Origin of the sequence: Actinomadura nitritigenes, assembly GCF_017573545.1 — a bacterium.
GTDB classification, from domain to species: Bacteria; Actinomycetota; Actinomycetes; order Streptosporangiales; family Streptosporangiaceae; genus Spirillospora; species Spirillospora nitritigenes.
Window position 1 is genome coordinate 30,488 of the sequence record NZ_JAGEOK010000053.1, and the last position, 18,385, is coordinate 48,872.

An 18,385-nucleotide genomic window follows, 5' to 3' on the forward strand; every position below is an offset into this window, starting at 1 on the left:
GCGGGGTCCTCCTCTCAGGCCACGGCCAGCCGCAGTCCGGGCAGGTGCCCGGCGGTCTCGTCGACCAGGTCGTGCAGCTCCCGGACGTGCGCGGGGTCCCCGCCGAGCAGGCCGAGCAGGTCGTGCGCGTGCCGGACGAGCGGCGCGACGGACGCGGCGTAGCCGTCCAGGACGTCCTCGTCGAGCATCCAGGCGGTCAGCTCGGCGCGGGCGCACGCCGAATGGCGGGCGCCCGCGTGCAGCGCGAGGGCCTCGCGCCGCCGCGCGGCCGGCAGCGCGGACAGCAGGTGCGCCAGCAGGTACGTGGCTGTGCCGTTGGCGAGGTCCTCGTGCCGTCCCGACGCCAGGTCGCGCTGGTCGTTGACGAGCTGGCGGAGGACGCCGAGGCGGCGGCCGAACGCGCGCCAGCCGCCGGCCCGGCCGGGTCCCGCGCCGGCGAGCCGGGCCGCGGACGCCGCCGCCATCGCGTACGGAGCGCCCGTCTTGCCCGCGTAGGCGCGCAGCACCGACGCGGGCGTGGCGGCGGACGGGCGCTCGGTGAGGTCGCGCAGCTGCCCGTCCACCGCGTCGAGCCAGGCGCGCGACACCTCGTCGGCGAGCCCGCGGCGGACGGCGTCGGGCACCGGCAGGTCCGCGACGAGCCGGACGGGCAGGTGGCCGCCCACCGCCAGCGCGGTCAGCACCCGCTTGGCGACCGCGGTGTTCCCGGCCGGCGGGGCGCCGGGCGCGTCGGTCAGGTCGTCCAGGTAGCGGGCCGCCGCCCACCACAGCAGGTGGACGACGGCGAGCGGCCGGGCGGGCGCCGGGTCGCCGGTCTCCGCGCCGTGGACGAGCATCGGCAGCGCGACCGTCCCCCGCATCCCGGGACGCGAGCCCCTGGCGCGGACGACCTCGAAGAAGTCCAGCAGGAACTCCGCCATCGCGCCGCCGACCATCTCGCGGCCCTCGTCCAGGCCCATCGCCAGGCCCTCGGCGAGCCGCTCGCACAGCCGGCCGATCTCCGCCTCGACCTCGGCGGCGGCCCGCTCCTGCGCGGCCTGGCCGAACGCTCCTTCTTCCACGTGCCGACTCCTCCTTCTTCGCGGGGTTCTCGGGCGGTGCCGGGGTCGGCCGGCGGCGGCGCCCGCCGGGGCGCCGAGGACGCGGACCGTGCCGGACCGCCCGTACGGCTCGATCCGGGCGCCGGCGGGGACGCGGGCGACGGCGCCGACCTCGACGGCGGTGTGCGGGAGCAGGGTGCCGCGCTCGACGACCGGCCCGGACGCGGCGCTCGAGCCGCCACATCACCTCGCGGGACAGCCCGAACAGCTGCGTGCGGCAGAACCGGGCGTCCTCCCGCGCGCGCACGGACCAGCGCATCATGCCGAGCAGTACGCGCAGGACGGCCCGTCTGGCCGGGCCTCGGCAGGATCCGCGCTGCCTGCGGCGCGCCTCGGTGAGCGCGTAGGGCGGCGGGGTCCGCGCGTCCGACGGGGACGCGGCGGCCCGGCGGAACGTCACCGGCGCCTCTGCCAGCAGCCACCCCGGGTACAGCGCGAGCATGACCGCCGGCCCGGCGCCGTCGCGCGGCGCGTGGACGGCGAGCCCTGCCGCGAGCAGGCCCGCGCCCGCGGCGAAGCCCGGGCGGGGCGCGAGCAGCAGGGCCGTGTCGCGGAGCGGACCGTTCATGACGACCGGGTCCGCTCGCAGCGCTCCGCATCGACCGCGTACGCCTCGTAGGCCAGCGACCCGAGGCCGGCGCCCGTCGAGGCGTCCGCGAGGGTGGCCGCGCATCGGGACCTCGGCCCCGGCATCCGCGCGACCTGCCAGCGCAGCAGCAGCGGGACGGCCCCGCCCAGCCGGAACGGGACGTCCAGCCGCACGGGCGCCCACAGCAGCCGCACGTCCATCGGCCTGCCGTGCTCGCCGTGCTCGCCGTGCTCGCCGTGCTCCAGCAGCGCGGCGAACTGGCGGCCCGCCTCGACGATCTCCACGGGACTCCAGGCGGCCCGGTCCCGGCCCGGCGGCCGCAGCACGGCCGCCTCGACCGCGCCTCGACCGCGCCGCACGGGCTCTCCTACCTGGAGGTTCTCCGGCCGGTGCCTGTGCACGAGGTCCACGGGCGCGTGCCGGGGAGGCGGCATCGCGGCGAGCGGACGCGCCGGGCCCGGCGGGCCGGCCGCAGGACCGTCGTCGTCGGCGAACGCGATGGAGCCGGCGCACACCTCCCGGGCGTCCTGCCGGGCGGCGACCGTCCAGGCACGGTTGCGGCCGGGGACGGGACGGCACGACAGCGTGGTGCCGCGCTCGAACTCGCAGGACCAGGGGAAGTCGAGCCCGGCCACCACCCGCCCGGCCCGCCGTCCGCACGATCGCGCCGAGTCCGCGCGGACGGCGAGGTCCAGCAGGCCGCTGAACAGCAGCATTCCCGGCACGCGGTCGAGGGGGTGGCCGACGTGGAAGGGGGCGGACTCGTCGACGGCCGGCTCGCGGAATCGTTCGACGACGGACGCGGCCATGCGCCCTCCCTCCATAATCGGCCCCATGCCCTTGCCCGGCGGCGAGGAAAAAGGCCGCCCGGCACCCTTACCGGAAGCACAGGAAATCCAGCGGGACGGCCGTCATCTTGCTACAGAAATGCGCCCGGATGAACTGCACCCATGGGCAGTCCGGGCAGCGCGGGTCTTCCCAGACCGGCAAGCCGCGGCCCGCCGGACGCACCGCGCGGCAGCCCCGGGCCGCCCGGAACCCGCATGTCAGGAGCCACTTGCAGAGACGGTCGCGGCGGCCGGCCGGCGGCGGGCCCGGCCCCGTCCAGCCGGAATGCGGGCGGAATGCGCGCGATTCCCGCCCTTCCGGCCGCGCGCTTTAAACGGGGAGTCGCACAAGGTAGATTTTCAGATCACGTTTCAATGATTCCTCGCGCCGCCGTTCTTGTGACATGGCCCACAATTCATTTGGCAGAATGCGGCCACACGGAGCGGGGCCCGGCGCGGCGCCCGCTCGAAGCGTGCCACCGCGCCGGGCCCCGCCCGGCACCGTCCGGTCAGGCCGGAACGTGGTCCTTCTGCCGGCGCCAGTGCCGGTGCTTGCCGATCGCCTCGATGAGCGCGGCGCTGAAGTCGCCGCCGGGCCCGCGCCCGGTGACGACGCCGAAGTCCTCGACGGTGCCGTCCTCCGAGGTCTTCACCCCGGTGATCCCGGCCCGCTCCAGCAGCGCGACGCCCTCGTCCAGCGCACCGATCGCCTTGCAGTGCACGAACGCCTCCGCGACGAAGTGCACCGCGTCGCCGTCCTGCGCGAGCGTCCGCACGCTCGCCTCTCCCCCGGGCACCAGCACCGCGTCGTACAGCACGGACGCGACGGTCGGCATCGCGCGGGTCACCGAGACCTGCGCGCCGTTGGCGGCCTGGACGTGCCCGTCCCTGGCGGCGAGCACCTCGCACACCGCGCCCGCCTCGGCCAGCGCGTCGCCGACCGCGCCGACGGCCGCCGAGTCGACGCCGTCCGCCACCAGGATCGCGACCTTGCGGCCCCGCACCGGCCCGGCGGGCGCGTTGTCCTGGCTGAGCGCGGGCGAGGTGCGGCCGTGGTTGGCGATCGGGGCGTCCGCCGGCGGCTCCACCCCGACACCCTCGGCGACCCGAACGGCGAGGTCGTGGTCGACGTGGTTGAGCTGCGCGACCACGCCCTCCCGGATGTGCTTGTGGTCGCACTTGCCGAGCTCGAACCGGAACGCGCCGACGATGTGGTCCTTCTCCCAGTCGGACATGCTGTTCCAGAACAGTGTCGCCTGCGAGTAGTGGTCCTTGAAGCTCTCGCTCCGCTTGCGGATCTTCTCGCCGTCCACCCGCTCCTGGTAGTGGGTGAACGACCCGGGTCCGCCGACCGCCGGGCAGCCGCCGCCCAGCGAGTTCTTGTGGTAGCTCGCCTGCCCCTGGTGCAGCTTCATCTGGTGGTAGCCGTCGCGCTGGTGGTTGCGGACGTCGGCGACCGGCTGGTTCACCGGGATCTGCGGGAAGTTCGGCCCGCCCAGCCGGATCAGCTGGGTGTCCAGGTAGGAGAACAGCCGGGCCTGCAGCAGCGGGTCGTTGGTGAAGTCGATGCCGGGCACGACGTTGCCGATGTGGAAGGCGACCTGCTCGGTCTCGGCGAAGAAGTTGTCGGGGTTGCGGTCCAGCACCATCCGGCCGACCGGCCGCACCGGCACCTCCTCCTCCGGAATGATCTTGGTCGGGTCGAGCAGGTCGAACCCGAACCGGTGCTCGTCCTCCTCCGGCACCAGCTGCACGCCGAGCTCGTACTCGGGGAAGTCGCCGTCGTCGATGCGGTCCCACAGGTCGCGCCGGTTGAAGTCGGGGTCCTTGCCGGCGATCTTCTGCGTCTCGTCCCACGCGAGCGAGTGGGTGCCGAGCTTCGGCCTCCAGTGGAACTTCACGAACGTGCCGCGGCCCTCGGCGTTGACGAGCCGGAACGTGTGCACGCCGAACCCCTGCATCATCGCGTAGCTGCGCGGCAGCGCCCGGTCCGACATCAGCCACATCATCATGTGCATCGTCTCGGGCTGGAGCTGGACGAAGTCCCACAGCGTGTCGTGCGCGGACGACGCCTGCGGGATCTCGTTCGGCGGCTCGGGCTTCACCGCGTGCACGAAGTCGGGGAACTTGATGCCGTCCTGGATGAAGAAGACCGGCATGTTGTTGCCGACCAGGTCGAAGTTGCCCTGGTTCGTATAGAACTTGGTCGCGAAGCCGCGGACGTCGCGGACCGTGTCGGCCGACCCGCGCGACCCGGCGACGGTGGAGAACCGCACGAACACCGGCGTCGTCAGCGAGGTGTCGCACAGGAAGTCGGCGGTGGTGTACTCGGCCAGCGACTCGGTCAGCGTGAAGCGCCCGTACGCCCCGGACCCCCGCGCGTGCACGACCCGCTCGGGGATCCGCTCATGGTCGAAGTGAGTGATCTTCTCGCGGAGGTGGAAGTCCTCCAGCAGCGATGGACCCCGCTCGCCCACCGTCAGGGAGTTGTCGGTGTCGTCGACCCGGACGCCCTGGTCGGTGGTGAGCCCGGCCGCCCCGTCCGGGCTCACCCGCCGCCGCTCCAACAGCTCCTGCTTACGGTCCTCGTGGCCGGCCGGGTTGGCCATGATCCAGCTCCTCGTGGCTGCTCGGTGATCGCACTCGGTGGGGCCGCTACCCGGCGAACCACCCGCCATGCACGCTTTGACCGGAACTTGAGCACGCCCCGCCGCGCCGCCGCGGGACGGCCGCCGGCGGGCGCGGACGTTGTCAAACAGCTGACAATCGGCCCCGCCCGGCGGTGCGGACGGATGAGTGTCGCGCTCCCGCCCCGGTGCCTAGGTTGAGACGACCGGGCGCTCGGTCGAGGAGGTGTCGCCATGACGACGGCATACGAGGACGCGCACACCGGATCGCCGGTTCTGGACGGGCTGACGGAGGAGCCGTGGCGGGACGTCCCGGCCGAGGAGGCGCGCTGGATGCGCCCGCGGCTGCCGGACCTGCTCGGCCCGATGGTGCAGGGCGTGCTGCGGCACGTCCCCGAGTACGACCGGCCGGGCGACGCCGCCTACGTCCGCGTCGCCGAGGCCGCGGTCGCGCACGCGATGGAGCACTTCGTCCAGATGATCGCCGACCCGGACGCCTCCTGGAAGGAGGTGTACCAGGTCTTCTTCGACGTCGGGTACGGCGAGGCCGTCGAGGGGCGCAGCCTGGAGCACCTGCAGAACGCGATGCGGGTGGCGTCGCGGCTGGCCTGGCGGCACCTGGCGGTCGAGGCGGAGCGGCTCGGCCGCCCGCGCGCCCTGGTCAGCCTGCTCGCCGAGGCCAACTTCGCCTACCTGGACGCGCTCGCGTCCGCCGCCGCGCACGGGTACGCGCGGGCGCGCGAGAAGGCCGCCGGGGAGCGCGAGCAGCGCCGCGGCCGGCTGCTGGCGCTGCTGCTGTCGGACCCGGCCGCGCCGCCCGAGGTCGTCGGCGAGCAGTCCGCGCGGGCGGGCTGGCCGCTGCCGCGCCGGCTCGCGGTGATCGTGCTGCGGCCGCGGCCGGGCAGCGGCGGCGAGGGCCCCGCCGGGCTGCCGCCGTCGCTGCTGACCGGGCTGGACCACGGCCGGCCCTGCCTGGTGATGCCGGACCCGGACGGCCCCGGCCGGATGGACGAGCTGACCGCGACGCTGGCCGGCTGGACGGGCGCGGTCGGCCCGTCCGTCCCCGCGGACCAGGCGCGGACGTCGCTGCAGTGGGCGCGGCGCGCGCTCGAGCTCGCACCGGCCGCGCCGCGCCGCGGCCGCGCCGGGGGCGGCACCCCGGCGGGCGGCGCGAACGGCGCGGGCCGCCCGAACGGCGCGGGCCGCGGATCCCGGCGCGGCGGGCTGCTCGTCCGCGCCGACGAGCACCTGCCGGAACTGCTGCTGCAGGAGGGCGGCTCGCTGGCGGCCCTGGTGGCGGCGCGGCGGCTGGCCCCGCTGGAGGCGGCGGGCCCGCGGCAGGGCGTCCGGCTGGCGGAGACGCTGCTGGAGTGCATGAAGCACGGCTTCAACGCCACGGGCGCCGCCGAGGTGCTGTGCGTGCACCCGCAGACCGTCCGGTACCGGCTCGCGCAACTCCACGAGATGTTCGACTTCGACATCGAGGACCCCGATCTCCGCCTGGAGATGATGCTGCTGCTCAGCACCTGGATCCGGGCCCGTTCCTCTTCCTGACCGCCTCCCGCGCGAACGGCGTGCCGATCCGCGCGCCTTTTCCGGTGCCGCGCCGCGCCGCGACGTCATGGTGGGGCGCGGAATCCGCTACGGTCAGGGGCGCCGCGTTGGCGAGGGGAAGGAACACAAGGTACAGATGGCCGAGAAGGTCATTCGAGTCGACGACATCGACGGCTCCGAAGGGGACGATGTCACCAAGCGGGACTTCGAGGTCCTGGGTCGGACGTTCACGATCGACCTGAGCGAGGACAACTACAAGCGGTTGAACGAGATGCTGGACGCGCTCGCGCCCTTCATCGAGAACGCCGCGGAGGTGAAGCCCGCGGGGAAGGGCCGCAAGCCTCGGGTAGCGAAGATCAAGGGCTACACGAACGGCGATGTCCGCGAGTGGGCATTGCGCGAGGGCGTCGAAGTCTCCGAGCGTGGCAAGATATCGGATGAGGTCTATGCTGCATTCATCGACGCTCATCCGGACGCGAAGCCGGACGCATAGCTAGAGGGAGTCCCCGCATGGCACAGAAGGTCGAAGTCCTTCTCGTGGACGACATCGACGGTGGCGAGGCCGACGAGACGGTCAGCTTTTCACTCGATGGCACCAGTTACGAGATCGACCTGAGCAAGAAGAACGCCGCGAAGCTGCGCGACGGGCTGGAGCCGTTCGTGGCCGGTGCCCGCAAGGCGCGCAAGCCCGCGGGCAGGCAGGCCCGCGGCACGCGTACCGCGGGCAGCCGCGAGCGGTCCGCCGAGATTCGCGAGTGGGCGAAGAACCACGGCATCAAGGTCAATGAGCGGGGCCGTATCCCCGCCAATGTGATCGAGCAGTACGAGGCCGCGCACTAGCGCCCCGCGCGGCCGGCCGTGTTCCGGCAGAGCGCCGAGGGGCCGGAGTGAAATTCTCACTCCGGCCCCTCACGCATTAGTGCGCACCGGGCAAATCGCCTTTCGCTCGGCATTCCCCGAATTCCGCATGGTGGACATCATCGGCGCGCAAGTCGGTAGGGTGACGCCCGGGGGGTCCGGCAAAGGGGGCAAGCGGGGTTGAAGCACGCGACGCGACGGGACCGTGTCCGGTACTGGTTCGACACGACGATGTCGAAGGGGACGCCGGCGCTCATCGGCTGGCTCGGGCTCGCGTCGGCGGCGCTCGTGCTCGTGGTGGCGACGGCCGCGGTCGTCCTCGCGCCGCGCGACAGCGACCGCAACGGGCACTGGCCCGGCATGGTGTGGCGCAGCCTGCTGCGCACGCTCGACCCCGGCACGATGGGCGGCGACAGCGGCGGCGTCGCGTTCCTCGGCCTGATGCTGGTCGCCACGGTCGGCGGCCTCTTCATCGTCAGCTCGCTGATCGGCGTGCTCACCACCGGCCTGGAGAGCAAGATCACCGAGCTGCGGAAGGGCCGGTCGCGGATCGTCGAGCAGGGCCACACCGTGCTGCTCGGCTGGTCGGAGCAGGTGTTCACGGTCGTCGCCGAGCTGGTCGAGGCCAACCAGAGCGAGCGGCGCTCGTGCGTGGCGATCCTCGCCGACCGCGACAAGGTCGAGATGGAGGACGCCATCAGGGCGCGGGTCGGCGAGTTCGGCCGGACCCGGATCGTGTGCCGCACCGGCAACCCGCTGAAGGTCGCGGACCTGGACCTGGTCAGCCCCGGCACCGCGCGGTCCATCATGGTGATCTCGCCGGAGGTCGAGGACGCCGACACCCACGTCATCAAGGTGCTGCTGTCGCTCGGCGCGCGCGCATGGGAGCGCCGCCGGCCGCACGTCGTCGCCGCGGTGCACGACTCGGCGAACCTGCCCGCGGCCCGGCTGGCCGGCGGCGAGGCCGCGCGGGTCATCGACGCCGACGACATCGCGATCCGGCTGATCGTCCAGTCGCACCGGCAGTCCGGCCTGTCGCAGGTCTGCACCGACCTGCTGGACTTCGCCGGGCACGAGTTCTACATGCGCGCCGAGCCGTCGCTGGCGGGGATGACGTTCGGCGAGACCCTGTCGCGGTACGACCTCGGCGTCCCGGCGGGGCTGCGGCGCAGCGACGGCACGGTCGCGCTGAACCCGCCGATGGACACCGCGGTCCGCGCCGACGACGAGATCATCGTCCTGGCCGAGGACGACCTGCTGATCCGGCTCGCGTCCGGGCCGCCGCCGCCCGTCCGGGAGCGGGCGATCACCACGGCGACCGCGCGGGAGCCGGTGCCGGAGCGCACCCTGCTGCTCGGCTGGAACCACCGCGCCCAGAAGATCATCGAGCTGCTGGACGACTTCCTCGCCCCCGGCTCGGCGCTGACGGTGGCCGCGCCGCGCGAGGACCCGACCGGCGGGCTCGGCCCGTTCGCCAACCTCAAGGTCGGGTTCGTGCGCGCCGAGCCGACGGAGCGGCCGTCCCTGGAGTCCCTGGACGTCGGGTCCTACCAGCACGTCATCGTGCTGTCGGAGGCCGGCTACGACCGCGAGCACGCCGACGCGCGCACGCTGGTGACGCTGCTGCACCTGCGCGACATGGAGGACGCCCTCGGCGACCCGTTCTCCATCGTCAGCGAGATCAACGACGACGCCAACCGGGAGGTCGCGCAGGTCACCAAGGCCGACGACTTCGTGGTCAGCGACAAGCTGATCAGCCTGATGCTGACCCAGCTGAGCGAGAACCGGCACCTGTACGACGTGTTCGCCGACCTGCTCGACCCGGCCGGGTCGGAGATCTACCTCAAGCCCGCCTGCGACTACCTCGTGCCGGGCGGCACCGCCGACTTCGCGACGCTGATCGAGTCGGCGCGGCGGCGCGGCGAGGTCGCGCTCGGCTACCGGCTGAGCGACCGGTACCACGAGCCGCCCGGGTACGGCGTGGTGCTCAACCCGGGCAAGACGGCCCCGCTGGTGCTGTCGGCGCACGACCGCGTCATCGTCCTCGCGGAGAACTGACACCGCACGCGCACGCCCCCCGGTTACGGCCCGTCCGGAATGCGATGCCGGGGAAATGCCGGTGCGCGAACGGCCGCGGATCGCCCACAATTGGACCGACGGGGTGATCAATCGTGGGCGATCAGATGTTGCGGCTGGGAGCGCGCATAGCCGAGATCGAGGCGCTGTACGGCTGCGCGCTGGACGAGCGGGACGGCCGCGCCGCGCGCCGGCTGCTGGCCGAGCTGGCACGGGCGGGGGCCCTGCTGGCCGAGGAGGCGGACCGGGCTGCGCGGCCCGTGCGGCGCACCGCCGGAACGCGTCCCGGCAGGACGCGCCTGCGCCGACGCATCGCCGGCACCCAGCGCACCGCCGACCGCATCATCGCTGTGTTCTCGCAATCCCGGCCCAAGGGCCTCGCCTAGCGGCTCGGTCCTTGACCGGTCTTGGGGCGAGCGCGAACTCGCTTCGCGAGCTTCCCGGTGGGGGCTCGCCTTCGGCATCGCCCCCACCGGTCAGATGGCGCGCTCGCGCGGCGGCTGGGTTCTAGCGCGTCTCTTCTTGGTCCTTGGGGAGGGCGAGTTCGGGGGTTGTGTCCAGGGCGTCCGCGACCTCCTCGCGGAGGGCGCGTTCGGTGCGGCGGGCGTCCTCGGCCATGCCGCGGATCTCGGCGGCGGCCATCTCGTCGCCGACCGTGCCGGCGAGCAGGTCGCGGTAGCGGGCGTTCTGCTCCGGCAGCGCGGCCAGGACCCGCGACTCGTGGAACGCGTCGTCGGCCTCGCCGGCGCGGCGCGCGTACGCCTCCAGCGCCTCGATCCGGACGGTGACGGACCGGGCCGACAGCGCGAGCGCGCGCTCCTGCGGTTCGAGGAGGGCCCGGACCCGCGGGGACAGCCGCTCGGTCTGCTGCACGACGCGCTCCCGGCGCAGCCGGGTGTGCTCGGCGAGCGTGGACGCGATCGCCCACTCCTGCCGGGGCAGCACGACCGTGTTGCCGACGTCGTCCAGCAGCCCGGTGCGGTGCGACTGCGACCGGAGGACGGCGTCGACGGCGCGCTGGGCGCGGACCAGCAGCCGCGCCGCGGGCCGGTCGAAGTCGGCGGGCAGCAGGTAGCGGCCGTGATGCTCGCGGGCGGCGCGGGCGGCGGCGGGCTCGCGCAGATGCCGCAGCGCGCCGATGACCCAGCCGGTGAAGCTGACGGCGGCCAGCAGCACGGCGGCCTCCTGCTGCCCGAGCAGCAGCAGGAGGACCTGCAGCGCCGGGGTGAGCATCATCGCCAGGACGGGGAGCCTCCCCCACCGCAGCGCGCCGCCGACGAGGTCGTCCTGGTCGAGCGACGCGAGGAAGAACACCCGCAGCCAGCCGCCGGGGAGCACGCCGTAGAAGACGGCGAACGCCGGGATCCACAGCACCCGGGCGGCGACGGTGGCGGCGGTCACGGCCGGCGGCGCGGGCGCCGGCAGGCTCGCCGCGACCAGCCGCTCCGGGGCGGCGGCGAGCACGGCGCGGTCCGCGACGGGAATGCCCGGGTCGAACACCGGACGGGGACGGCTCTCATCGTTCATCGGCGCTCCCCACCGCCTCAGGACGTCCCGCGGCCGGGCGGTGCCGCCCCGCGGGAGATCTGCCCGTTCTGCCTTCCATCACTTGCTATCACTTGTGCCCAGCCATCCCCGGAATGTCACGAGATCCGGAAATTCGGGCCCCCGGCGGGGCTCTGAGACCCTTTAGCCCTCACCTAAATCGATGCCGGTGACGGCCCGTTCGCGGTGGGGTGGGCGCATGACCGTCGCCCTCGCCGTGATCTTCGCCGGAGTGCTGCACGCCGTCTGGAACGCGATCGCGAAGGGCGCTCCCGACCGGTGGGCCTCGTTCGCGCTGATCGGCCTCGGGGAGGCGCTGGTCGTGGTCCCGATGGGCGCGGTCGTCGGCCCGCCGGACCGGGCGGCGTGGCCGTGGCTCCTGGCGTCGGTCGCCGTCCATATCGTCTACATGGGGCTGCTGCTCGTGGCGTACCAGCTCGGCGACTTCAGCCAGGTGTACCCGCTGGCGCGAGGCAGCGCGCCGCTGCTGGTGGCGGCCGTGGCGGCGGCGGCGCTCGGCGAGCGGCTCACGTGGGCGCAGGACGCGGGCGTCGCGGCGGTATGCGGCGGGCTCGGCGTGCTGGCCCTCGCGGGCCGCCGCGACGGCGCCGGCAAAGGCGGCGCGGACGGGGAGGCAGGCGCGGACGGGGAAGCCGGCGTGACGCGGGAGCGCGACCCGCGCGCCGTCGCGGCGGCGCTGCTGACCGGCGTGTCCATCGCGGGCTACACGCTCTTGGACGGCATGGGGGTGCGGCACGCGGGCGGATCGCTGTCGTACACGTCGTGGATGTTCGGCATCCAGGCGCCGGTGACGGTCGCGCTCGTGCTGGCCCTGCGCGGCCGCGCGACGCTCACCCGGCTGGACCGGGCCGCCGCGCTGCGCGGCCTGGCGGGCGGCCTCATCTCGATGGCGGCGTACGGGATCGTGCTGTGGGCGCAGACCCGCGGCACGCTGGCGTCCGTGGCGGCGCTGCGCGAGACCGGGGTGATCTCCGGCGCGGTCATCGGCGCGGTGTTCTTCGCCGAGCGGCTCGGCCCGCGCCGGATCGCGGCGGCCTGCGTGGTCGCGGCGGGCGTCGTCCTCATCACCGCCCGGTAGACGGGCCGTGCGGCCCGCCCGCCGAACCGGACGGGCGGGCGGGTCTCGCGGCGCATGCCGGCTCCTGGCAGGGTAGAAGGGATCTTGCAGGGACGCGTGGAGGGGGAATGGTGCCCGGGCAGAGCGGGCCGCCGGCCGACGGTTCGGTCCCGGACGGCGCGGGGGGCCGGTGAACGGTGCGCTGGGCCTCCTCGCGGTGCTGGTGCTGACCGCCGCGACGGGCTACTTCGTGGCGCAGGAGTTCGCGTTCGTCACCGCGGACCGCCCGCTGCTGGACCAGCGGGCGGCGGAGGGCGACCGCGCGGCGGCGCGCGCCGTCCGGGTGATGGAGCGGCTGTCGTTCATGCTGTCGGGCGCGCAGCTCGGCATCACCGTGACCGCGCTGGTGGTGGGGTTCATCGCCAAGCCGGCGCTGGCCGACCTGATCTCGCCGGTGCTGTCCGCGGCGGGGGTGCCGCGCGGCGCGGCCGGCGGCGTCGCGGTCGCGCTCGGGTTCGTGCTGGCGACGGTGCTGCAGATGGTGCTGGGCGAGCTGTTCCCGAAGAACCTGGCGCTGGCGCGGGCGGAGCCGATGGCACGGTGGCTGGCCGGGTCCACGCTGGTGTACCTGATGGTGGCGGCGCCGGTGATCCGGCTGTTCGACGCGGCGGCGAACCGCCTCGTCCGGGCCGTCGGGATCGAGCCTGTCGAGGAGCTGCACCACGGCGCGACGCTGGAGGAGCTCGGGCACATCATCGGCGAGTCCGGCGAGCAGTTCCAGGAGGCGCACGCCGACCTGCTGGAGCGGGCGCTGGTGTTCTCCGAGCGGGACGCCGAGGAGGTCATGGTGCCGCGGGTGGACGTGGTGACGGTGCCCGCGGCGGCGCGCGCGTCGGAGCTGAGCGAGGTCATCACCGCGAGCGGGCACTCCCGCTACCCGGTCGTCGGGGAGGGGGTCGACGACGTGGTCGGGATCGTCGGGCTGGACGAGCTGATCCTGCTCGGCCCGGAGGAGTCCGAGCGGACGCCGGTGGGCGCGATCGCCCGGCCGCCGCTGCTGGTGCCGTCGTCGCTGCCGCTGCCGGACGTGGTGGCGCGGCTGCGCGCCGCCGACGCGCCCGTGGCGTGCGTGGTCGACGAGTACGGCGGCTTCGCCGGGCTGATCACCTGGGAGGACGTCGCGGAGGAGCTGGTCGGGGAGATCGCCGACGAGCACGACCCGGACGAGGACCTGGCGATCCGGCGCGGCGAGTGGTGGACGACCGACGCGGGGCTGCGGGTGGACGAGGTGGCGCACGAGACCGGGATCGCGCTGCCGGAGGGCGACTACGAGACCGTCGCGGGCCTGCTGCTGCAGCGGCTCGGCCGGGTGGCGCGCCCGGGCGACGTGGTGCGGGTGGAGCTGGAGCAGTCCCGGCTGGACGAGCCGCCGCGCACGGCCGTGGTGGAGGTGCTGACCGTGCACCGGCACGTCCCGGAGCTGATCCGGATCCGGACCGTCGTCACGGCGCCCGGCGGGCGGGACGGCGGGGACCGGTGAACCTGACCCTGGGCGTCCCGGTGACGCTGGCGCTGCTGGCCGGCAACGGGTTCTTCGTCGCGACGGAGTTCGCGCTGGTGGCGGCGAAGCGGCCGCGGCTGGAGCGGGCCGCCGCGCGCGGGAGCCGGGCCGCGGGGGCGGCGGTCGCGGGGATCGGCGAGCTGTCGCTGACGCTCGCGGGCGCGCAGCTCGGCATCACGATGTGCTCGCTGGGGCTGGGCGTGGTGTCCGAGCCGGTGTTCACCGAGGCGCTGGCGCCGCTGTTCCACGCCGCGGGCCTGTCGGGCGGCGTGGCGCACGTGTTCGGGTTCGTGATCGCGCTCGGCGTGGTGACGTTCCTGCACATGGTCGTCGGGGAGATGGCACCGAAGTCGTTCTCGATCGCGGGGCCGGAGCGGTCGGCGACGGTGCTGGCGCTGCCGTTCCGGGCGTTCACGGCGGTCGTGCGGCCGCTGCTGGCGGCGCTGAACGGCGCGACGAACCTGCTGCTGCGCGCGGCGGGCGTGCATCCGGGCGAGACGCGGGAGGTGTCGCGGACGCCGGAGCAGCTGCGCAGCATCGCCGAGGACTCGCGGCGGCTCGGCCTGATCGGGCAGCGCGACCTGACCCTGCTGACGGCCGCGCTGGACGCGCCGCGCGCGCCGCTGTCGGGGCTGGTGGTCCCGGTGTCGGAGATCGTGTCGGTGCCGCCCGGGGCGTCCCCGCAGGAGGTCATCGACACCGCCGCGCGCACCGGCCGGATCCGGATCATGCTGCGCGACTCCGGCCGGGGGCAGGCGCGGATGGTGCACGTCCGCGACGCCTACCTGGCGCGGGCGCGCGGCCGGGACACCACGGCCGGGGAGCTGGCGCATCCGGTGCCGGCGATGCCGGTGGGCACGCCGGTCGGCGAGGCCGTCGCGACGCTGCGGGCGCGGCACAGCCAGCTGGGCCTGGCGGTCGGGCCGGACGGGCAGGTGGCGGGGCTGGTCAGCCTCGACGACCTGCTCACCACGCTGCTGAAGCTCGCCTGATCCGGTCCCGGCGCCGAGGCCGCGCCGGTCGGGGCGGGGTCGCGCCACGGGTCGTACGTCAACATGGGTTGACAGCGTCCGGAGTGTCAACCTACATTGACAGCATGAGCGATGGAGTGACGCTCGCCCAGGAGGCGAGCAGCAGGGACCCGGCGGTCGGCCTGCGGGCCGTCCGCGCGCTGCGCGAGCTGGCCGAGCGGCTGGAGGCGCTGCAGGTGGCCAGCGCCCGGGACCAGGGCTGGTCCTGGCAGGACATCGCGGTCTGCCTCGGCGTGAGCAGGCAGGCCGTCCACAAGAAGCACGGCGGCGGGCGCCGCCTCTCCCTGCCGACGAAGTCGGCAGGGGGGCGTGGGGGGTCGTCCCCCCTCGGACAAGCGAAGAAGGAGCAGTAGGAGATGTTCGAGCGCTTCACCGAGGACGCGCGGCGGGTCGTCGTCCTCGCCCAGGAGGACGCCCGCATGCTGAACGACCACCACATCGGCACCGAACACCTGCTGCTCGCGTTCTGCACGCACGGCCACGCCCTGAGCGGGACGCTGCGGGCGCACGGGCTGGAGGCGTCCGACCTGCGGGCCCGGATCGCCCGCCACGGCGGCGGCCTCGACCCCGAGGCCCTGCGCACCCTCGGCATCGACCTCGACGCCGTCCGAGAGGCGACGGAGGAGGCGTTCGGCGAGGGCGCCCTCGACGCCCCGCCCGGGCGCCGGGGCCGTCCGACCGGCCACATCCCGTTCACGCCGAAGGCCAAGAAGGCCCTGGAGCTGAGCCTGCGGCACGCGGTCCGGCTCAAGCAGAAGCAGATCCGCAGCGGCCACATCCTGCTCGGCGTCCTGCACGACGAGGACTTCCTGGCGGTGCGGCTGGCGACCGAGGCGGGCGTCGACGTCCCGGGACTGCGCGCCGACATCACTCGGCTGCTGACCGCCGAGGCGGCGTGATCACGCGCCCGCCCGCGCCTGATGATGTGATTTCGTGGGGACATGCCCGCTTTTCTGGACGCCCTCCGCACCGCCGTCCCCGCCGCCCGGCTCGTCACCGACCCGGACGTGGTCGCCTCCTACGCGCACGACGAGGCGGAGTGGGCGCCGCACGGGACGCCCGCCGCGCTCGTCCGCGCCGGGTCCACCGAGGACGTCCGGGCCGTGGTGGCGGCGTGCGCCGAGCACGGCGTCCCGGTCGTCCCGCGCGGCGCCGGCACGGGGCTGTCCGGCGGCGCCAACGCCCTGGACGGGTGCGTGCTGCTGTCGCTGGAGGCGATGAACGAGATCGTCGAGATCGACGCCGCCGAGCGGCTCGCGGTCGTCCAGCCCGGCGTGGTCAACGACGCGCTGCGGCTCGCCGCCGCCGAGCGGGGCCTGTGGTACCCGCCGGACCCGGCCAGCTCGCCGTGGTCCACGATCGGCGGCAACGTGGCGACCAACGCCGGCGGCGTCTGCTGCGTCAAGTACGGCGTGACCCGCGACTACGTGCTGGCCGTGCAGGCCGTGGTCGGGCGCGGCGAGGTGGTGCGGCTGGGCCGCCGCACCGCCAAGGGCGTCGCCGGGTACGACCTGTGCGGGCTGATGGTCGGCTCGGAGGGCACGCTCGGCGTGATCACCGAGGTCACGGTGCGGCTGCGCGGCGCCCGCTCCCCCGAGCACACCGTCGTCGGGTACTTCGACGCGCTGCGGGACGCGGGCGAGGCGGTCAGCCGCGTCACCGCCGCCGGGATCGTGCCGAGCGCGCTGGAGCTGGTCGACCGGCACTGCCTGGAGGCGGTCGACGCGTGGCGGAACATGGGGCTGTCCGCCGACGCGAACGTGCTGCTCCTCGGCCGCACCGACCTTCCCGGCGAGGCCGGCGAGGCGGAGGCCGACGCGATGGTCGCCCTGTTCAAGGAGGCCGGCGCGACCTGGAGCGCCCGCTCGTCCGACGAGGCGGAGGCCGAGGCGCTGTTCGCCGCGCGGCGGCTCGCCTACCCGGCGCTGGAGCGGCTCGGCCCCGTGCTCACCGAGGACGTGTGCGTGCCGCGCGCGCTCGTCCCGGAGATGCTGGTCCGCATCGAGGCCGCCGCGTCCGATACCGGCACCCACATCGCCAACATCGCGCACGCCGGCGACGGCAACTTGCACCCGCTGATCATCGCGCCGGCGGGCGACGACGACGCGCGGGTGCGGGCCCAGCGGGCGTTCGACCGGATCGTGGCGGACGCCCTCGACCTCGGCGGCACCGTCACCGGCGAGCACGGGGTGGGCCTGCTCAAGCGGCGCGGCCTGCACGCCGAACTGGAGCCGGCGGTGATCGCCATGCACCGCGCGGTCAAGGACGCGCTGGACCCGGCGGGCGTCTTCAACCCGGGCAAGGTGTTCGGGACGCCCTGAGCCGGGCGCGGCGGGAGGCGGCCGGCGCCTCGCGGCCGGTTCAGCCGCGCGCCGCCTCCCAGCCCTGGACCAGCTCGGCGGTCGCGTCGCCGAGCAGCCCGACCCTCAGCCGCCCGTCCTCGCCCTGCTCGACCTGGACCCCGACCGGCCGCAGGTCGGGGACGCGGCCGCTGTAGAGGCCGGCGCGCTCCTCCATCCGCTCGTACTCCCCCGGCCGCCACCAGTAGACCTGCGGGCTGATCGGCCGCTCCCCGCTCCCGGCGAGCCGGGCCGCCGCCTCCTGCATCGTCTTGAGCGCGAGGACGAGGTGCTGGTCGCCGCCGATCTCGTGCACCGCGACGTACTCGGGCAGCGGGAAGGCGACGAGGGCGCCGAACGGCAGCGGCCCCGGGAAGTGGCGGCGCAGCACGTGCGCGTGGGCGCCGATGTAGCGGTGCTGCTCGCCGATGTGCGCGATCTTCACCCCGTCGATGTCGGTGGCCTGCACGTAGTGCGGCTCGGCCTCGATGGAACGGGCCAGCGCGGCGCCGAACGCCTCGTGCTCGGGCACGTCGCCGAGGTCGGCCCGGTTCAGCGGGACGATCGAGTCGGGCAGGTCGGCGACGACCGTCTCCAGCAGCCCGGGGGCGAGCGGCCGGGTCACCAGCGCGGCCCGCATCCGCTCGTCGAGCGCGCTCTCCGGGTAGAGGCGGACGCGCAGGCTCCCCTGCTCCAGCATGCGCCGCGCGCCCCCGCCGGCGGGCGCGGCGGCGGGCCCGCGCTCGAACGCCTGGACGGCCCGGTCGGCGTACTGCGCGGCGAGGCCGGGCAGGTCGGCGCGCGAGTTGCGGCCGGCGTGGGCCCGCCACTCGGAGATGTCCGCGCGCGCCTGCGAGCCGTCCTTGAACGTGATGGCGAGCGTGTTCGGGTCGGGCAGCGAGCACGGGTATCCGCGCCGTGCGAAGGCGTCGATGAGGGCGGCGGCGATGGCGTCGTTCGGGTTCATGGTCATGTACGACCCGTCCCGGGCCGCCGGGGTTCCCGTGATCGCGATCATTTCGCGTAGTAGCGGGTGAGGGCGGCGACGCAGGCGCCCTGGCGGGCCGGGTCGCCGGGGAACCTGCGGCGGCACTCCGGGCCGATCCACGACGGCGCGGCCGGGCGCGCGGTGCGCGGTCCGGACGGCACGTGCGGCCGCGGCGCGGGCCGGGGGCGGGGCCGCGGGCGCGGGTGCCGGTG

Annotated in this window: 16 protein-coding genes and 2 pseudogenes; 12 read left to right on the forward strand and 6 right to left on the reverse strand. The window is 74.7% G+C overall.

Translation table 11 applies throughout. From position 1 onward, the window contains the following. Positions 1–14: 14 nt before the first annotated feature. The 3 genes from J4557_RS45710 to J4557_RS45720 form a co-directional block, all read right to left on the reverse strand. A complete protein-coding gene (locus J4557_RS45710) occupies positions 15–1,061 on the reverse strand; it encodes a polyprenyl synthetase family protein (protein ID WP_208273621.1) in 1,047 nt (348 codons plus the stop codon). A gap of 603 nt (positions 1,062–1,664) precedes the next feature. Beyond that, the gene (locus tag J4557_RS45715) at positions 1,665–2,498 is read right to left on the reverse strand and encodes a hypothetical protein (protein WP_208273630.1); all 834 of its coding nucleotides are present in this window, start codon (positions 2,496–2,498) and stop codon (positions 1,665–1,667) included. 527 nt (positions 2,499–3,025) lie between these two features. Beyond that, entirely contained in the window at positions 3,026–5,125 is a 2,100-nt protein-coding gene (locus tag J4557_RS45720) for a catalase (protein ID WP_208273632.1), read from the reverse strand. A gap of 252 nt (positions 5,126–5,377) precedes the next feature. Between J4557_RS45720 and J4557_RS45725 the strand changes: the two genes are divergently transcribed. The 5 genes from J4557_RS45725 (at position 5,378) to J4557_RS45745 (ending at position 10,017) form a co-directional block, all read left to right on the forward strand. After that, positions 5,378–6,697 (forward strand): PucR family transcriptional regulator, encoded by a 1,320-nt coding sequence (locus J4557_RS45725; RefSeq protein WP_208273634.1) that lies wholly within the window; start codon positions 5,378–5,380, stop codon positions 6,695–6,697. A gap of 136 nt (positions 6,698–6,833) precedes the next feature. Continuing rightward, the gene (locus tag J4557_RS45730; protein ID WP_208273636.1) at positions 6,834–7,190 is read left to right on the forward strand and encodes a histone-like nucleoid-structuring protein Lsr2; all 357 of its coding nucleotides are present in this window, start codon (positions 6,834–6,836) and stop codon (positions 7,188–7,190) included. A gap of 17 nt (positions 7,191–7,207) precedes the next feature. Further along, complete coding sequence (locus J4557_RS45735; RefSeq protein WP_151547238.1) at positions 7,208–7,537, forward strand: histone-like nucleoid-structuring protein Lsr2; 330 nt, start codon at positions 7,208–7,210, stop codon at positions 7,535–7,537. Positions 7,538–7,735: 198 nt separating this feature from the next. After that, positions 7,736–9,613, forward strand: coding sequence for a CASTOR/POLLUX-related putative ion channel (locus J4557_RS45740; RefSeq protein ID WP_307800589.1), 1,878 nt, complete (start codon positions 7,736–7,738; stop codon positions 9,611–9,613). 113 nt (positions 9,614–9,726) lie between these two features. Continuing rightward, positions 9,727–10,017: a hypothetical protein gene (locus J4557_RS45745; protein ID WP_208273638.1), complete on the forward strand. Its 291-nt coding sequence runs from the start codon at positions 9,727–9,729 to the stop codon at positions 10,015–10,017. Positions 10,018–10,138: 121 nt separating this feature from the next. Here J4557_RS45745 and J4557_RS45750 read toward each other — a convergent pair whose 3' ends face one another. Then, on the reverse strand, positions 10,139–11,158 hold the full coding sequence (locus tag J4557_RS45750) for a hypothetical protein (RefSeq protein ID WP_208273640.1): 1,020 nt from the start codon (positions 11,156–11,158) through the stop codon (positions 10,139–10,141). Between the two features lie 217 nt (positions 11,159–11,375). Between J4557_RS45750 and J4557_RS45755 the strand changes: the two genes are divergently transcribed. The 7 genes and pseudogenes from J4557_RS45755 to J4557_RS45780 all read left to right on the forward strand — a co-directional run bounded on the left by J4557_RS45755 (position 11,376) and on the right by J4557_RS45780 (position 17,167). Further along, positions 11,376–12,275, forward strand: coding sequence for an EamA family transporter (locus J4557_RS45755; protein WP_208273642.1), 900 nt, complete (start codon positions 11,376–11,378; stop codon positions 12,273–12,275). 169 nt (positions 12,276–12,444) lie between these two features. Next, entirely contained in the window at positions 12,445–13,794 is a 1,350-nt protein-coding gene (locus J4557_RS45760; RefSeq protein WP_208273644.1) for a hemolysin family protein, read from the forward strand. Further along, on the forward strand, positions 13,791–14,807 hold the full coding sequence (locus J4557_RS45765; RefSeq protein ID WP_208273648.1) for a CNNM domain-containing protein: 1,017 nt from the start codon (positions 13,791–13,793) through the stop codon (positions 14,805–14,807). The genes J4557_RS45760 and J4557_RS45765 overlap by 4 nt, the downstream gene beginning before the upstream one ends. 104 nt (positions 14,808–14,911) lie before the next feature. Then, on the forward strand, positions 14,912–15,199 hold the full coding sequence (locus J4557_RS45770) for an RNA polymerase subunit sigma-70 (protein ID WP_243777405.1): 288 nt from the start codon (positions 14,912–14,914) through the stop codon (positions 15,197–15,199). Positions 15,200–15,202: 3 nt separating this feature from the next. Further along, positions 15,203–15,547 (forward strand): annotated as a pseudogene (locus tag J4557_RS52540) (Clp protease N-terminal domain-containing protein); the annotation flags it as partial. A gap of 3 nt (positions 15,548–15,550) precedes the next feature. Beyond that, a pseudogene (locus tag J4557_RS52545) lies at positions 15,551–15,745 on the forward strand (Clp protease N-terminal domain-containing protein); the annotation flags it as partial. A 42-nt stretch (positions 15,746–15,787) separates the two neighbouring features. Then, complete coding sequence (locus J4557_RS45780) at positions 15,788–17,167, forward strand: FAD-binding oxidoreductase (protein ID WP_208273653.1); 1,380 nt, start codon at positions 15,788–15,790, stop codon at positions 17,165–17,167. Positions 17,168–17,207: 40 nt separating this feature from the next. Here the strand turns inward: J4557_RS45780 and J4557_RS45785 are convergent, their stop codons facing one another. Then, positions 17,208–18,203, reverse strand: coding sequence for a hypothetical protein (locus J4557_RS45785; RefSeq protein ID WP_208273655.1), 996 nt, complete (start codon positions 18,201–18,203; stop codon positions 17,208–17,210). Then, a partial coding sequence (locus tag J4557_RS45790; RefSeq protein WP_208273657.1) for a hypothetical protein occupies positions 18,200–18,385 on the reverse strand: 186 nt, incomplete at its 5' end. The genes J4557_RS45790 and J4557_RS45785, both read right to left, overlap by 4 nt.

Coding starts and splice junctions, on each gene's coding strand:
- J4557_RS45715 (WP_208273630.1), bottom strand. CDS start 2,498: ATGGCCGCGTCCGTCGTCGAACGATTCCGCGAGCCGGCCGTCGACGAG.
- J4557_RS45750 (WP_208273640.1), bottom strand. CDS start 11,158: ATGAACGATGAGAGCCGTCCCCGTCCGGTGTTCGACCCGGGCATTCCC.
- J4557_RS45735 (WP_151547238.1), top strand. CDS start 7,208: ATGGCACAGAAGGTCGAAGTCCTTCTCGTGGACGACATCGACGGTGGC.
- J4557_RS45780 (WP_208273653.1), top strand. CDS start 15,788: ATGCCCGCTTTTCTGGACGCCCTCCGCACCGCCGTCCCCGCCGCCCGG.
- J4557_RS45730 (WP_208273636.1), top strand. CDS start 6,834: ATGGCCGAGAAGGTCATTCGAGTCGACGACATCGACGGCTCCGAAGGG.
- J4557_RS45770 (WP_243777405.1), top strand. CDS start 14,912: ATGAGCGATGGAGTGACGCTCGCCCAGGAGGCGAGCAGCAGGGACCCG.
- J4557_RS45720 (WP_208273632.1), bottom strand. CDS start 5,125: ATGGCCAACCCGGCCGGCCACGAGGACCGTAAGCAGGAGCTGTTGGAG.
- J4557_RS45755 (WP_208273642.1), top strand. CDS start 11,376: ATGACCGTCGCCCTCGCCGTGATCTTCGCCGGAGTGCTGCACGCCGTC.
- J4557_RS45785 (WP_208273655.1), bottom strand. CDS start 18,203: ATGATCGCGATCACGGGAACCCCGGCGGCCCGGGACGGGTCGTACATG.
- J4557_RS45725 (WP_208273634.1), top strand. CDS start 5,378: ATGACGACGGCATACGAGGACGCGCACACCGGATCGCCGGTTCTGGAC.